The organism is Streptomyces sp. NPDC055400, from assembly GCF_053644375.1.
In genome coordinates this window covers 191,616-205,227 of sequence record NZ_JBSHLM010000004.1, presented here as the reverse complement: position 1 = coordinate 205,227, position 13,612 = coordinate 191,616, and the positions used below count along the sequence as shown (strand labels likewise).

Here is a 13,612-nt window from a genome sequence, read left to right as displayed (position 1 = left end):
ATAGACCCTGCCTCCGTAACTCACCAGTCACCTTCTCGGCCGTAAACGACCGAGCTTGTTCGCTCTGAAGCGTCTACACCTTGTCGCGCTCCCGACTGTCCCCTACGACGGGACGGTCACGGGTCGCATCTCCCCTTCGGCTCCGGCTATGCCGGGGTGGCGGGGACGGGCATGGTGACAAATGCCCACGCCGAGCGTGCGCGCTCGCGCACGTTGACCCCGGCGACGACGTCGGCGGGTCCAGCGAGACCGCACCGACGACAACAGAAGTGGTCCCGAGTGGGCCGGTTGGCCTTCTCGGTATGGCCGCAGCGCGGGCAGCGCTGCGAGGTATGGGCCGGATCCACCTCAAGGAAAGCCACCCCGGCCTGTCGGGCCTTGTAGGCGAGATGCTGTCCGAGCTGGTGGAAGGGCCAGGAGGAGAGCGTGCCGCGCTGGTCGCGTCGAAGCCGTACCCGGTCCCGGATCCCGTCGAGTTCTTCGACGGCGATCCCACGACCGGTGCGTTGCGCAACCGACACGATCTCCTTGCTGATGCGGTGGTTCAGGTGGGTGGCATGCCGCTTCTCCTTCTTCGACCGCCGCGCCAGACGGCGGGTGGCCGAGCACGTCTGCTTCTTCTGCAGCTCAGCCCGTTTGCGGGCGCACCAGTTCCGGTAGCGCCGCAAGCCGCGGCCCTGGTAGTTGGTGCCGTCGGAGGTGGTGGCGAGGCTGACGATGCCGCGATCGACACCGATGAAGTCCGCCGGCTCCACGACGTCGGGTTCGGGCAGGTCGCAGGTGGCGATCAGGAACCACTTCCCGCCGCGCTGCACGAGATCGGACTCACCCTTACGGTGCTCGTCCAGGACCTTCAGCTGGCCGGCGGAGCCGGTATAGCGAAGGGTCTTCATCCGGCCGTCGACAGTCCAGATCGAGACCGTGCGTGCATCGCTCTGCCAGGACAGGCAGCGGTCGTCGAACGGCTGCGCCGCCTCGGGCCGGAAGCTGACCGGGCTGTTCATCGCCTTGCGGTAGCGCTTCGAGGTGGCCTTGCCGAGGAGTCCGGCCCTGGCCTGAGCAGCCAGCGTGGCGTAGGCATCGACGACCTTCTTCACCACCCGCACCGCGGGCTGCGCCGATAGTCCGAAGGCCGCCTTGATGTCTGCGTAGAGAAGTTTCTGCAGCCCGTTGCGGTCCTTCACACCCGTGCCGAACGCGACGGATGCGACGTGGGTGGCAGCCCGGTTGCAGGCGCGCAGGGTCGTTTCCAGAGCCGCCGCCTGCTCGGGCGTCGGCAGCAGCTTGACCTGCACCACCAGCTTCATGACACCTGACGCTAGAGCCAACCCCCGTACACACAACCGACTTTCGTATCCTTTTGCGCGATCCGGTGACGTCCTGGACAGGTGTTCGCATTTCCCGGCGCCGCCGGGCAGAACCGATCGCGGGCGCTCCGCACCCTTACGAAGCCGACGGCATACGGCGACGCTCCGCGTCGCGAACACAGGAGCCGATTCCCCCCTGGCGTGAACGCCAGGGCCTCCTCAACAGAGCCAGGTGAAGACCGGCCGGCTGTCTGCGGGACCGGCCAGTCCCCCACCCCTGCCGCCCGACCGGTCCGCCCTTAAGATCGCGCCTCATGGGTCCCCTCTGGCTGCTCGCACTGATCCCGTTCGCAACGGGCCTCTTCCTGTCCGTCTCGCAGGTTCTGCAACTCGTCACCGAGACGCTCCGGCGCAGCACCGGCACAGTGGTCGACGCGACCGTGACGGGCCACGTCGCGTCCAACGAGGCGTCGTACGCGGCGCTGCACCCGGTGGTCAGCTGGACGGCGGCCGACGGCACGGCGCACGAACAGGCGCTGCCCGACGAGGTGGGCCCCCACGCACTCCCGGAAGGCCGCCGCGTACGCATACGCGTCGACCCGGCGCACCCCGCGCTCGCGGCCCTGGACACCGACCGCCGCTACCGCTCCTGCGTGGCCTGGCTGTGGACGGGAACGGTCCTGTGGGCGGGAACGCTGGCCGTGGTGGTCGGGCGCTTGGCGTACATATGGAACGAAAGCAACGGATACGTGAGCCGGTGGTGACCTGGCGCCGGTGACGGTGGTCGGCAGTACCGTGTCCCCCATGCGCCCCGACACGCCTGCTACGCCCGCCGAGCCTGTAGACCCTGTCAACCACATCGCCGAAGCCGAGCGCCTGGAGCGCATCGCCGGCCTGTACCCGGAGGACGCGGAGCAGCTGCTCCTCCAGGCCGCGGCGCACTACGAACTGGCGGATGTCCGCCAACGCGCGGCCTCGCTGTACGACGGCCTCATCGCCGGACCGCCGTCCGAGCTGGAGCAGCCGCATCTGGTGAAGGCCCTGATGGCCGCGAACCTGTGGGAGTACGGCCACGAGGCGGAGGCCCGCGCGATCATCACGGGCATCCGGACGGCGGCCCCGAAGGACCCGGCCGCGTACGTGATCGTGGCGGGGGCCCTGGAGTCGCACGACGAACTGGAAGCGGCGCACGAGTCCTTCACGGAGGCCCTGACGCTGCTCCTGCCGGAGGCGGAGCGCACCAACCCGCCGTACGAGACGCACTCGCTCCTCCTGGGCCGCCACCGCGTACGCCGCCTGATCGGCCTGGAGCACGACGAGTGGGACGCGCTCGCCGACCGCGTCCACAAGTCCGAGGTGACCCTGGACGAACTCCACGACCCGAACCGGACGTGGGCGCTCGGCTCGGACAACCCGGCGGAACTGAGGGCCGAAATCCTGCGCCTGCGCGCGGAGTTGGGCTCGTACAGGCAGGCACTGTCCCGCCCGTTCCCGGTGGCGGTACTGCACTGGACGGAGTCGGAACTATCGGAACTGGTGGCGGCCTACCCCTCCCTGTCCGCCGAATACCCCTCCCACGAGGAGCACTTGGCGACCATAGAGTCCTCCCTCCGCGAACTCGCGGCCTCCGGCACCCCGAACCTGGGCATCGTCACGGGCACGGTCCCGTCGTACGAGGCGTTCGCGGCGTCGGAGTCCTCGTCCCCGACGGACGCCTCCCTGCTCCCGCAGTACGCCACGACGCTCGCGGCCCGAGGCCGAGCGGTGCCGTGGCCGCCGGAGCGGGGGGCGGAGTGCTGGTGCGGGTCGGGGCGGGGGTATGGGGAGTGTCATGGGGCTGAGGGGTAGAGGTTCATGGGCCTCGGCCGAGTGATCCAGCGGGGCGCGTCAGGAACGGCAGCCCACTCAAAACTCCTCACCCAGCCAGAACATCGTTAGCCCCTGATAGAACGTCTGCATAAGCCAGATGACTTTCGGGGGCAAGCGTGTCTGACATCAGCAACTCAACGTCGGTTCCGTCAGCCGGGCTGTACGAGCAACTCATCACCATGCGTTTTGAGAAGCAGCTCAAGGAACTAGCCAACCTCGGATGGAATCCGGTCAGCGGTGCCGTCGGCGAGCAGTCCGTTCCCCACGTGCTAGCACGGCACGTCGCCTCGACGGTGAAGCGAGTCCTCGAAGGCGTAGCAGCCGAAGAGCGAGTGCACGCCGCCAACCACATCCTGGAGTCCATAGGCACCCTGGACGGTGCTCGGGAGTGGGTAGAGCTGGTGGCCGATGGGCCTCACCAACTCCTGGCCCTGGCAAGGCAAGAGGCGCCAGGCGTCTTCGCCATCCGGCCTGCCACTCCCCTCTCTGATGCTGGGCTCATCACCAACTCACCAGATGACCCCAGCCTCGGCTTCGAGCTGCGCGCCGAGCTCGCCACCGCAGACCGCGTGGACCTACTCTGTGCCTTCGTCAAATGGCATGGCTTGCACGTCATCGAAAAGTCCTTGGCAGCAGCGCGCGAGCGGGGTGTACCTATTCGCGTCCTCACGACCACCTACATCGGCGCTACCGACCGCCGAGCCCTGGATCGGTTGGTAACTGAATTCAATGCCGAAGTTAAGGTCAATTACGAGACACGGTCGACGCGACTCCATGCCAAAGCCTGGCTGTTCCATCGCAATAGCGGGTACGACACCGGGTATGTAGGCAGTTCCAACCTCTCCAAAGCGGCTCTCCTCGACGGCTTGGAGTGGAACGTACGGCTGTCCTCCGTTGCTACACCCGATGTAATGCGCAAGTTCGGAGCAACGTTTGACGCGTACTGGAGCGATCCATCCTTTGAGTCGTACGATCCAGAAGCTGACGGGACACGCCTAAAGGAAGCGCTCCTCATCGCGAGCGGCTCCTCGTCGAAAACAGACGCCCCTCGCAGCATCACACTCTCTGGCCTCGAAGTCCGCCCGTACGCGCATCAGCGCGACATGCTCGAGCGCCTCGAGGTCGAGCGAGAGGTACACGATCGGCACAGCAACCTTCTTGTGGCCGCTACTGGAACCGGTAAGACAGTGATGGCCGCGCTCGACTACAAGCAGCTCCGTAAAAAGGCTGGACGCGACCTGCGGTTGCTGTTCGTCGCGCATCGCAAGGAAATCCTCCAGCAGTCGATGCGTACGTATCAAGACGTGCTGGTGGACGCCAACTTCGGGGAGGCGATGCACAGTGGAGAGTCACCCGAGCAGCGGACACATGTGTTTGCCAGCGTTCAGTCACTCAATACACGCGCCTTGGAAAGCTTGCCGTCTGATCACTTTGACGTGATCGTCATCGATGAATTCCATCACGGAACCGCACCGACGTACCGAAAGATCATCGAGCACTTCAAGCCTATGGAACTGCTCGGACTGACTGCAACGCCGGAGCGAGCAGACGGCCACAACATCCAGGATGAGTTCTTCGATGGGCGGATCGCTGCTGAAATGCGGCTCTGGGAAGCCCTAGAGAACGACCTTCTCAGCCCTTTCCACTACTTCGGCGTCAGCGACAATACCGACTTGAGCTCAGTAACTTGGAAGCGGGGCGGCTATGACGAAACCGCCCTCAGTAACGTAGTTACGGGCAATAAAACCCGAGCTCGGCTCATCGTAAAGAAAGTCCAAGAGAAGATCGCAGATCCGGGATCCATGCGAGCCCTGGGATTCTGCGTCTCGGTCCGGCACGCAGAGTTTATGGCCGACTTCTTCCGATCCGCTGGACTGAATGCCGTCGCACTGTCCGGCAAGACAGACGCGGGTGAGCGCAAGCGGGCACTTGACGACCTCAAGACTGGGGATCTCCAAGTCATCTTCTCGGTCGACCTCTTTAACGAGGGGTTGGATATTCCCGATGTGGATACGTTGCTCTTGCTACGCCCTACGGCCAGCGCAACGGTCTTCCTTCAGCAACTCGGACGCGGTTTGCGGCGCACCGAGGACAAGGCTGTACTGATGGTGCTCGACTTCATCGGCCAGCACCGCAAGGAGTTCCGCTTCGAGAACCAGTTTCGGGCACTGACAAACCTCACGCGCAAGCGACTCCTCGACCACATTGAAGCGGACTTCCCTCAGCTTCCATCGGGTTGCCAGATCCTCCTAGAGGAGAAGGCCAAGCGCACCATCCTCGACAACATCAAGGCACAAATCGGCGTGAACGTGACTGCGCTCTCCCGAGAGGTAGCGGACTACGGCGAGACTCGGTTGAGCCGCTACCTCGAGGAAAGCGGACGAGAGTTGAAGGAGCTCTACCGCGGTAGTGGCAACTCGTGGACGGGCCTGCTCCGCAGAGCTCGGCTCCTCAAGAGCGAGCCGCCAACAGGTGAAGCTGCACTCCTCAAGCGCGTGCCATCCTTCCTGCACGTCGACGATCCGCTCCGGGTGGCGGCATACACACGGATGCTCGAGGACGACGCGCCCGCCTATGTGGACCTCGACGGGCAAGGGCAGGCCTACGCCCGCATGCTCTTCTTCCAGTTGTGGCCGCTAGGCGGCACTACGCGCAAAGGCTTCGCGGACTATGACGCCGGGTTCGCCGCCCTACGCGAGCAGCACGCAATGCGCAGCGAGTTGCGTCAAGTACTCGCATACAACCTCGCCCACACCGAACATGTCCCGATCCCCCTGCTTGGCGACCATGCCGGGGTGCCGCTGACCGTCCACGCCTCGTACACCCGCGAGGAGATCCTTCCGGCGCTTGGTCAGTCGTACATCGGAGGGTTTATGCCGGGCGACTTCCGCGAAGGTGTGAAGTGGTGTGAGTCCTTAAAGACGGATGCCCTGCTGATCACCCGGGAGAAGAACGAGAAGGACTTCTCCCCGCAAACTCGCTACCACGACTATGCCGTGACTACGAAGCTCTTCCACTGGGAGTCTCAGAACCAGACGTCGGAGAGCTCTCCCACCGGACAGCGCTACCAGCACCATGTCGCCGAAGGCAGTCACGTTCTTCTCTTCGTGCGCCGATACAAGAGCACCGATATCGGCGGGGCCCAACCATGGATGCTGCTTGGCCCGGCAGAGTACGACAAGCACGAGGGCAGCAAGCCGATGGCGATCACGTGGAAGCTCAAGCACGAGATTCCGGCGGAAGTGTGGACGTACTCGGCCGTAGCCGCAAGCTAGTCACGGTCAGCGGAGGGCCACGATCGCCCCGGTCGTGGCCCTCCTATGTGGGGGACTGGCGCGGGTCGCGCAGCACCTGCCCGGCGAACTCAAGGCAACTAGTCCGTAGGGACGTCACGTCTCGGCCCTCCTCTGCCCACCGAGCCCATCTCAACTCAAGGTTTCCTGCGGCATCGGCGACTCCATGTTGGGCTTGCGTTAATGCCACTGCAGCTTCAGCCGTCTTGGCTCTGAGGAGCTGGGCCAAGCGCACCGCTTCATCAGGACCCCAGAGGGCCAGTTGGCGCGTACAGGACTGCAAGGTAAAGATGTGGTTGGTGAGTTCGTCACGTTCGGCATCGGGAAAACTGCCACCGCGACGTATCACGGCAGCTGCTCGCTTCAGCGCGTCCTCTGCCGCCGAGTGAGCATCCAGTAGCTTCGTGCAGGCCTGTTGCCGCTGCTCGCGTACCCACTGAAGATGTTCCGCTGCGGCTTGCCGCTCCATTTGGACGAGCGCCGGCCGGGTACGGATGGCCACCGAACCGTCAGCACTACCAACTCCTCTTCAGCGAACCAAGAGTGATCGACTCCGTGACCCCACACAACGTAATCACCCTGCTGGGCCAGGAGCACACGGCGACCGGGGAGTTCCACGTGGAAGCGACCGCTGATGAGGACCACGAGAGCCGTTCGTTCCTTGCCCCTGACCCACTGCATTCGCTCGTCGCCACGCGAGTGGACGCCCCATTTGATCCCTACAGCCTCACTGTGGCGAGGATCTGCGGCGTTCTTGAAGTGCCCGAGGAGCCATCCCCGGTCCAGCGCCGCGTCCTCGCCCGCGTGTCCCACACACACTGCCGTTCATGTATCTGGCCGCTAGCCGCCGCCCGTTTCGCCGCTCACAGGAGCGTGACTAGTGCTGTGACCGGGATGGTCCACCGTGATCGGAAGGCGGCTCGCGGGACGAGCACACGCGCAACGGCTGGTATTACTGGGGCATGCAGGAAGAGACGGCACGCTCCGCGATCGACACGTTCATCTCCGCGTTTAACGCCTCGGACGACAACTATGTGACTGCCCTGCTCTCCCAGGCCCTGACCTCAGACGTGGTCTTCTGGGGGCCGTTGGGTCGCAGCGAAGGAATCGCGGCGGTCGAGCGGTTCGTGCTGGACATCCGGCGCCACCCGGCGGGGACCGGCACGATGGTGCGCTGCTCAGCGGTGGACATGCCTGACGAGTGGGCCCGGTACCAGTGGGTCTTCACCACGCCGGATGGAGGCCCCCGCCTGGCGGGAACGGACGTCGTCCATCTGCGGCGGAGCCTCATCGATCAGGTCATCGTCTTTGCGGGCGAGATCGAGCCGTCCGCCTCCTGAATCGTCCTTCTGTCGCTGTCCTTCTCGTGAACTTGTCCCTTTCGGCACTCCGGGGCTGCGGTTCACGGTCGGTCAGGCTGCGGCATTGAGGGGGCGTCTGCCGCAGCGGATGACCTTCTCGCTGCGGATGCGGGCGCGTTCCTTGCGTTGGGCGGCAAGTACGTCGGGGTGGCGGGCGTTGGCGTTGCGCCAGCGCAAGTAGCGGTGCAGTGCCTGGGCGGCGCCCGCACGGAATTCCGCAACACGCCCTGGTCGGTCAACAGGCTCCCATTCCCCGGGGGTTCGTCGGCGTCGTGCCGTAGTGGGTGCCCGATCGGGAGGTGCGGCAGCGTTGCGATGACTGTCATACCTCCAGCCCGAGAGTCAGGAGTGGAGGCTTCCGGCCTTGATCGCTGTGACGAACGAGGACCAGCCAGTCGCAGGGAAGACCAGTGCGGGCCCGTTCGGGGTCTTGGAGTCGCGGACGGGGATGCCTACGGGGTGGTTGTCCAGGACTTCCAGGCAGCTGCCGCCCTGGTCGTTGCTGTAGGAGGACTTCCGCCAGCCCTTCAGTGACGCCGCGTGCGGGATGCTTCGGTCAGTCATGGCGTTCGTAGTCCCTTGCTGTTGCCCTGAGTAGAGCCAATGATTCCTTGAGCGGCAGCGCGTTGCCCAGGGCGAAATCGTAGCGATGTTGCAGCTCCTGAACCACGGATGGGCTGTCGTGGATCTTTCCCATGTACAGCCCCTCGCCGTACGCCATGGGTGGCTGGTCCTCGAACCACATCAGCGTGAGCATGTTGTTCAGCAGGGGATGGATGCCCAACGTGAAAGGCAGTACGTGTAGTTGGATCCGGCCGACCTCGATGAGGCTCGTGAGATGACCGATCTGCTCCGCCATCACGTGCGGGCCGCCGATTTGGCGGCGTAGTACGGCTTCGTCCAGTAAGGCCCACACTACGGGCGCCACTGGATCCGCAAGGATCTTTGCGCGCTCAAGGCGTGTGACAAGGCGCCTGTCACGCTCCTCTTGCCCCACAGGAGGGAACGACGTGCCCAGAACCGCACGTGCGTACCTTTCCGTTTGGAGGATGCCCGGGATGAAGGACAACGCGAACTCGCGGATGATGGTGGCCTGCTGTTCGAGCTGAAGGGCCGTCTCAAAGTACTCGGCGACCGCCGCATCTTCCGCCGGCAGGAAGCTACTCAGCACGTCCCCCGTGTTCAGCGCCTTGTCCAGCCGCTGCGCATCCTCCTTTGACGGAAGACGACGCCCGGCTTCAATGTGCGCGATGTGCGAACGCGTCATGATCGCCCTGGCGGCCAGCTCCTGTTGAGTCAGGCCAGCCGCCTCGCGCTGAGCCCTGAACCAATCCCCATAGGTGCTACTCATCGTCAACTCCCGTGTGACAGCGGCCTAGTCACCACAAACCCCCTGGTGAGCGTAATGGTCGCCGTACCACTCTGTAAGTAGATCGCTACACAGCGATGTCCATGCAGGTCGACCTGCCCTCAGGTACGGAAGACCCCCGCGACCGCTAACGACGGTCCGGGGGCATGGCCACCAACCTCACTGGAGTTGATGACGTGTTGAACTCTATCGCCCGACTTATCGAGCCACTGCTGCGGCTTGCGTGGCCCGCATCCGGGCGGCATCGACAGCACACGGCGGCGCCGCTGGACCCCGTACCCGTAGTCCCCACTCCGCCCCGCCGCCCCTCCCCGCACACGGCGCCCCTCCGCGGAGAAGACTCCCGACTCGTCCGCCCCTACCTCCTCGCCCACGAGCAGCGGGAGCAGGCGAAGCGGCAGCGCTCCCGTCGCCGCGCCCTCTGGCTGGCCGTGCATGGCGTGGACATCGGCCCGCGCCGCATCCACGGCATCGAGGTGGTCGCGTGATTCACCAGGGCCACGACGCCACATCCGTCAGCCGGCCCAGGCTCCTGCCCTGGTCCAACCTCGACGGGAATCCCTGCTACCTCCTCAGCGACGGCACGGGCAGCAGCCCTCTCACCCGCGTCGCCGACAGCGTCGAGTCCGTTCAGCTCGACATGGCCGAAGAGCTCCTCGACCACGCCACCGACCTGCTCGGCGACAGCAGGCCGACCGCGCACCAACTCCGCTTCCTGGCAGCCCGATTGGCCGAGGCACTTCACGACGTGCACCGCATCGCCCGTAGCAGAGGCGCCCGCCTCCCCGTGCCTGATGGCCATGACGACGAGCCGGCCAGACGCTGAGTTACAGACGAGCGCGGGTCAGTAAGAGATCGCAGATGACGCCCGGTTCCCGCGCGGCGTCCGTCAAGGCTGGTCATACCAAGTGAACGAAGCGATGCGCCAGCCCTCCGGCAGGCGGACGAACTGGATGGACTTCGTGCCGCCGCCCTCGAACGGTTCGCCGTTCATGACGCCTGACTTGCGGTACTCGCCGAAGCGCGCTGCGATGTCGCCCGCGATCTCGGTCCGTTCGGTCGTCTCCCACTCGGAGAACTCAACCAACCGGCCGTCCGACAGGAGCTTGCGGCGCGGCTCGATGAACTCGTCCACCGTGTAGGCCGTGGTCGCCGGGCCGGTGCTCACGATCAGCGCACCCGGGATCGTGAGCCGGCGGATCCGGTCGACGTCCGCCTCGCTGCCGCCCCTGTTGTCGAACGCGCCGAAGAACTCGGCCGTGATCGCGTCTATCTCGGACTTGGCGGCCATGGCGGTGTCAGTGGTGTTGGGCATGGCCGGGAACGTAGCACCCCAGCCTTCGGTCGCGAATCGTCTTATTGGGCGGCTTTCAATTTCCTTACGCGGAGCATGTCTTGGGGTACCTGTACCCGTGTCCCGTGCCACATGTCCCGTGACCGACTGTTTGCTGGCCCCCTACTCCCCGCCCGGCCCCCGTCCCTCCCCGTAATCCGCCACGAACCCGCCCCCGCCCACCTGCACCGCCACCCGCGCCAGCCACCCCGACGGGCTGTACGGCGCCGGAGGGTCGACCTCCATGCCCAGTTCCGCCAGCGCCTGTGCGTAGTCGGATTCGTCGAGGGGCAGCGCCAGCAGCTCGTGGAGTTCTCCGGCCAGGCGCGCCACCAGGTGCGGGTCGGTCGTGGCCGCGTAGTCGGCGATCGCCTCGTCGTGGTCGGCGAACTCGTCCGGCATGTCCTGGGAGAACCAGCCGCCGAGGAACTGCGCCGCCTCCGGGTAGCGGGCGTGCCACTCCCAGTGGGTCAACGGGGAGGTGAGCGGCGGGACTTCGCCCTCTTCGATGCTGTGGCCAGTGCCCAGGGGCGCGTGTGCCAGGTGTGGCGCAGATAGGCGGTGAGGGCGGTGCTCGGCTTGTCCTCGGTGTCGTCGGCGGCCTGGCCGGCGTAGGCGCGCATCACCTGGTCCAGCTCGCCGTAACGTCGGTCGTGTTCGAGGGGGTTCATGGGCAGGGCTGCGGCGTCCTCTACGGGGTGATACGGGTGGCTACAGGTAGACCGGGAACGTGGCGTGCACGACGAAGCCGTGCGGGCTCGCGTCGTCCCGCTTGACGATCACGCGTGCGGACCGTACGTCGACGGGGTCGCGGCCCGCCAGCATCATCGCCTGGAGCAGCACCCGGCCGACCGGGTCGGGGCGGGGGCGCGAGCTCGCGCAACGGCTGCGCGACCAGGGTGGCCCACCGACGGCGGCCTGGCCGCACGGCAAGCCGTCCATCGGCGGAGCGTCCACCTTCGAATCGGTCGAGAAGGCTCAGGAACTCACCCAGCACAACATCGACGAGAATTCCGAAGAGAGGACGGTCATGACCGGGTGGCTCGGCTTCTGGTTGGCGGCCGAGTCGTGCTTCCACTCGTATGCACCGCGAGCCGCATACGACGGCGCCCTGGATCCCCGTACGCGGGGAACCGAACCTGCCCGCAGGTGCCGCAATCCCGCGCGTTAGCCTCGAATCGGTCCACGTCCACCCCGGGCCGCACATGACGGAGAAGCGAGGCAGTGATGGCGAAGGTACCGGCGGCCGCGGTGGCCGCGAGCGGGATTGTCGGCGGGTACGCCGTGGCCCGGTTCACCAAGAAGCGGCAGCTCGGCGGCGTCGTGCTGGCCACCGCCGGCATCGCGGCCGGGGCTCAGTGGCGGCAGGCCGCCGGGGGCAGGGTCGCCGCCGTGCTCGGTGGTGCCTATGTCGCCGCCTTCGCCGGGTCGCACCCGCTCGCCAAGAAGCTCGGCGCCTGGCCCGCCGTGTTCACGGCCGCCGGGGGCGTCGCCGCCGCGTCGTACGTGCTGGCCGACCGGCGCTCCTAGACCCTGATCCGGACGAAAGGCTCTAGCCCGGCTGCCGGTGCCCCAGCACGTTCACCACTCGCCCCTCCGGGTCCCGTACGAAGAAGCGGCGCACGCCCCACTCCTCGTCGCGCAGGTCGTGGACGATCTCCGCGCCGGATGCCCGTACCTGCTCGTAGACCGCGTCCACGTCCTCGACCTCCACGCTGAGGTCCGGGATCACGGGCGCGGTCTCGTCGTGGGTGAGGAAGCTGACCTGGGCGGTCGGGTTGGAGGGGGACACGAGGGTCATCACCCAGCCCATGTTCATCGCCTCCTCGAAGCCGAGCAGGCCGTAGAAGCCGCGGTTCTCGGCCATCGACTCCGGGGACTTCGTCGTGAGGTTCGGGGCGATCCTGCGGATGCTCATCGGGGGGCTCCCGGGCGGTGGGGTGAGGTGGCGTGGGGTCCGGTCGGTGCACGGACTCCCGGTCATCCTTGCGGAAGGCGCGGGTCACCTCCCCCTGAACGTCGACCTGTACGCGCCCGGCGACACTCCGAGGCCCGCCTGGAAGTGCTGCCTGAGCGACGCGCCCGTGCCGAAGCCGGCCTCCGTCGCGATGCGGTCGACGGTGTGGTCGGTCTGTTCCAGGAGTTCGCGCGCGCGGTCCACGCGGCGCTGCGTCAGCCACTGGACCGGGGTGAGGCCGGTCTCCTCCCGGAAGCGGCGGCTGTATGTGCGCACGGACATGGCTTCGCGCGCGGCCAGCTCGGCGAGGGTGAGGGGCTCGGCGAGGCGGGTGAGGGCCCACGCGCGCGACGCGGAGGTGGACGTCAACCCCTCTGATTCCACGGGGCGTTGGATGTACTGCGCCTGGCCGCCCTCCCGGTGCGGCGGCACCACCGTGCGGCGCGCCACCTCCGCGGCGACGGCCGCGCCGTGGTCGCGGCGGATCATGTGGAGGCACAGGTCGATGCCCGCCGCCTCGCCCGCCGACGTGAGGATCCGGCCCTCGTCGACGTACAGGACACCGGGGTCCACCGTCACGGACGGGAACGTACGCGCGAAGAGATCGGCCGACATCCAGTGCGTCGTCGCGCGCCGGCCGTCCAGGAGTCCGGCGGCGGCGAGGACGAACGAGCCGGTGCAGATGGAGGCGATGCGGCGGGGGCTGGACCCGCGCGCGTCGTCCGCCCCGCGCAGGGCCTCGGCCAGCTCCGTCGGCAGGCCGCCCGGCCCGAGGCCCTCGTCCGTCTCGTGCGACGCCGGTACGAGGACCGTGTCCGCGGCCGCCACCGTCGCCAGGCCGTGCTCCGCGTAGATCGGGAAGTCCGCGTCGGTACGGATCCTGCCGGGGCGCGGGGCGCAGGTGCGGACGTCGTAGAGCGGCTCGCCCGTAGCGGAGCGTGCCGTGCCGAACAGCTGGTGGACCAGGCCGAGTTCCATGGGCAGGACGCCGTCCCTCACGAGGACGGCGACGGTCCGGCGCCGGCCGCGCTCCGGGGTCGCGCGCCTTACGGAAGTCATGGCCAGATTCTTTCACATCATGGCCATCTGGCCAGTCGTGGCGGCGGGTGCCTCCGTCACAGAG

Annotated in this window: 13 protein-coding genes and 4 pseudogenes; 7 read left to right on the top strand and 10 right to left on the bottom strand. The window is 66.7% G+C overall.

Annotated elements, in window-relative coordinates; genetic code table 11:
- Positions 1–146: 146 nt before the first annotated feature.
- Entirely contained in the window at positions 147–1,307 is a 1,161-nt protein-coding gene (locus tag ACWIGU_RS12215; protein WP_454399940.1) for an RNA-guided endonuclease InsQ/TnpB family protein, read from the bottom strand.
- A 314-nt stretch (positions 1,308–1,621) separates the two neighbouring features.
- On the opposite strand from ACWIGU_RS12215, the gene ACWIGU_RS12210 reads away from it, so the two are divergent.
- From ACWIGU_RS12210 to ACWIGU_RS12200, 3 genes are all read left to right on the top strand, one after another.
- Positions 1,622–2,071 (top strand): DUF3592 domain-containing protein, encoded by a 450-nt coding sequence (locus ACWIGU_RS12210; protein ID WP_454399938.1) that lies wholly within the window; start codon positions 1,622–1,624, stop codon positions 2,069–2,071.
- Between the two features lie 40 nt (positions 2,072–2,111).
- On the top strand, positions 2,112–3,155 hold the full coding sequence (locus ACWIGU_RS12205) for an SEC-C metal-binding domain-containing protein (RefSeq protein WP_454399936.1): 1,044 nt from the start codon (positions 2,112–2,114) through the stop codon (positions 3,153–3,155).
- Between the two features lie 200 nt (positions 3,156–3,355).
- Positions 3,356–6,451, top strand: coding sequence for a DUF3427 domain-containing protein (locus tag ACWIGU_RS12200; RefSeq protein WP_454400541.1), 3,096 nt, complete (start codon positions 3,356–3,358; stop codon positions 6,449–6,451).
- A gap of 501 nt (positions 6,452–6,952) precedes the next feature.
- Here ACWIGU_RS12200 and ACWIGU_RS12195 read toward each other — a convergent pair.
- Positions 6,953–7,288 (bottom strand): annotated as a pseudogene (locus tag ACWIGU_RS12195) (signal peptidase I); the annotation flags it as partial.
- A 143-nt stretch (positions 7,289–7,431) separates the two neighbouring features.
- Here ACWIGU_RS12195 and ACWIGU_RS12190 point away from each other — a divergent pair.
- The gene (locus ACWIGU_RS12190; RefSeq protein WP_266992928.1) at positions 7,432–7,809 is read left to right on the top strand and encodes a nuclear transport factor 2 family protein; all 378 of its coding nucleotides are present in this window, start codon (positions 7,432–7,434) and stop codon (positions 7,807–7,809) included.
- 72 nt (positions 7,810–7,881) lie between these two features.
- Here the strand turns inward: ACWIGU_RS12190 and ACWIGU_RS12185 are convergent.
- From ACWIGU_RS12185 to ACWIGU_RS12175, 3 genes and pseudogenes are all read right to left on the bottom strand, one after another.
- A pseudogene (locus ACWIGU_RS12185) lies at positions 7,882–8,025 on the bottom strand (IS630 family transposase); the annotation flags it as partial.
- A gap of 147 nt (positions 8,026–8,172) precedes the next feature.
- Positions 8,173–8,394 (bottom strand): DUF397 domain-containing protein, encoded by a 222-nt coding sequence (locus ACWIGU_RS12180; RefSeq protein WP_454399934.1) that lies wholly within the window; start codon positions 8,392–8,394, stop codon positions 8,173–8,175.
- Positions 8,387–9,181 carry a helix-turn-helix domain-containing protein gene (locus ACWIGU_RS12175; protein ID WP_356273144.1) on the bottom strand — a complete coding sequence of 265 codons (795 nt, stop codon included), beginning with the start codon at positions 9,179–9,181 and terminating at the stop codon, positions 8,387–8,389. Before ACWIGU_RS12175 ends, ACWIGU_RS12180 begins: the two co-directional genes overlap by 8 nt.
- A gap of 194 nt (positions 9,182–9,375) precedes the next feature.
- On the opposite strand from ACWIGU_RS12175, the gene ACWIGU_RS12170 reads away from it, so the two are divergent.
- Both ACWIGU_RS12170 and ACWIGU_RS12165 read left to right on the top strand, forming a co-directional pair.
- Complete coding sequence (locus ACWIGU_RS12170; RefSeq protein ID WP_454399932.1) at positions 9,376–9,687, top strand: hypothetical protein; 312 nt, start codon at positions 9,376–9,378, stop codon at positions 9,685–9,687.
- Positions 9,684–10,025, top strand: coding sequence for a hypothetical protein (locus ACWIGU_RS12165; protein ID WP_454399930.1), 342 nt, complete (start codon positions 9,684–9,686; stop codon positions 10,023–10,025). Before ACWIGU_RS12170 ends, ACWIGU_RS12165 begins: the two co-directional genes overlap by 4 nt.
- Positions 10,026–10,088: 63 nt before the next feature.
- Here ACWIGU_RS12165 and ACWIGU_RS12160 read toward each other — a convergent pair whose 3' ends face one another.
- The 3 genes and pseudogenes from ACWIGU_RS12160 to ACWIGU_RS12150 all read right to left on the bottom strand — a co-directional run.
- Positions 10,089–10,514, bottom strand: a complete 426-nt coding sequence (locus tag ACWIGU_RS12160; protein WP_454399928.1) for a DUF4440 domain-containing protein — start codon at positions 10,512–10,514, stop codon at positions 10,089–10,091.
- A gap of 141 nt (positions 10,515–10,655) precedes the next feature.
- Positions 10,656–11,209, bottom strand: a pseudogene (locus ACWIGU_RS12155) (contact-dependent growth inhibition system immunity protein).
- A gap of 34 nt (positions 11,210–11,243) precedes the next feature.
- Positions 11,244–11,396, bottom strand: a pseudogene (locus ACWIGU_RS12150) (RNase A-like domain-containing protein); the annotation flags it as partial.
- Between the two features lie 363 nt (positions 11,397–11,759).
- Here ACWIGU_RS12150 and ACWIGU_RS12145 point away from each other — a divergent pair.
- Complete coding sequence (locus tag ACWIGU_RS12145) at positions 11,760–12,062, top strand: hypothetical protein (protein WP_454399926.1); 303 nt, start codon at positions 11,760–11,762, stop codon at positions 12,060–12,062.
- Positions 12,063–12,084: 22 nt separating this feature from the next.
- Here the strand turns inward: ACWIGU_RS12145 and ACWIGU_RS12140 are convergent, their stop codons facing one another.
- Together ACWIGU_RS12140 and ACWIGU_RS12135 are read right to left on the bottom strand one after the other, a co-directional pair.
- Complete coding sequence (locus tag ACWIGU_RS12140; protein ID WP_454399924.1) at positions 12,085–12,450, bottom strand: VOC family protein; 366 nt, start codon at positions 12,448–12,450, stop codon at positions 12,085–12,087.
- Between the two features lie 84 nt (positions 12,451–12,534).
- Positions 12,535–13,548: a GlxA family transcriptional regulator gene (locus tag ACWIGU_RS12135; protein WP_454399922.1), complete on the bottom strand. Its 1,014-nt coding sequence runs from the start codon at positions 13,546–13,548 to the stop codon at positions 12,535–12,537.
- Positions 13,549–13,612: the final 64 nt, after the last annotated feature.

Coding starts and splice junctions, on each gene's coding strand:
- ACWIGU_RS12140 (WP_454399924.1), bottom strand. CDS start 12,450: ATGAGCATCCGCAGGATCGCCCCGAACCTCACGACGAAGTCCCCGGAG.
- ACWIGU_RS12160 (WP_454399928.1), bottom strand. CDS start 10,514: ATGCCCAACACCACTGACACCGCCATGGCCGCCAAGTCCGAGATAGAC.
- ACWIGU_RS12135 (WP_454399922.1), bottom strand. CDS start 13,548: ATGACTTCCGTAAGGCGCGCGACCCCGGAGCGCGGCCGGCGCCGGACC.
- ACWIGU_RS12190 (WP_266992928.1), top strand. CDS start 7,432: ATGCAGGAAGAGACGGCACGCTCCGCGATCGACACGTTCATCTCCGCG.
- ACWIGU_RS12210 (WP_454399938.1), top strand. CDS start 1,622: ATGGGTCCCCTCTGGCTGCTCGCACTGATCCCGTTCGCAACGGGCCTC.
- ACWIGU_RS12205 (WP_454399936.1), top strand. CDS start 2,112: ATGCGCCCCGACACGCCTGCTACGCCCGCCGAGCCTGTAGACCCTGTC.
- ACWIGU_RS12180 (WP_454399934.1), bottom strand. CDS start 8,394: ATGACTGACCGAAGCATCCCGCACGCGGCGTCACTGAAGGGCTGGCGG.
- ACWIGU_RS12175 (WP_356273144.1), bottom strand. CDS start 9,181: ATGAGTAGCACCTATGGGGATTGGTTCAGGGCTCAGCGCGAGGCGGCT.
- ACWIGU_RS12200 (WP_454400541.1), top strand. CDS start 3,356: ATGCGTTTTGAGAAGCAGCTCAAGGAACTAGCCAACCTCGGATGGAAT.
- ACWIGU_RS12215 (WP_454399940.1), bottom strand. CDS start 1,307: ATGAAGCTGGTGGTGCAGGTCAAGCTGCTGCCGACGCCCGAGCAGGCG.
- ACWIGU_RS12145 (WP_454399926.1), top strand. CDS start 11,760: ATGGCGAAGGTACCGGCGGCCGCGGTGGCCGCGAGCGGGATTGTCGGC.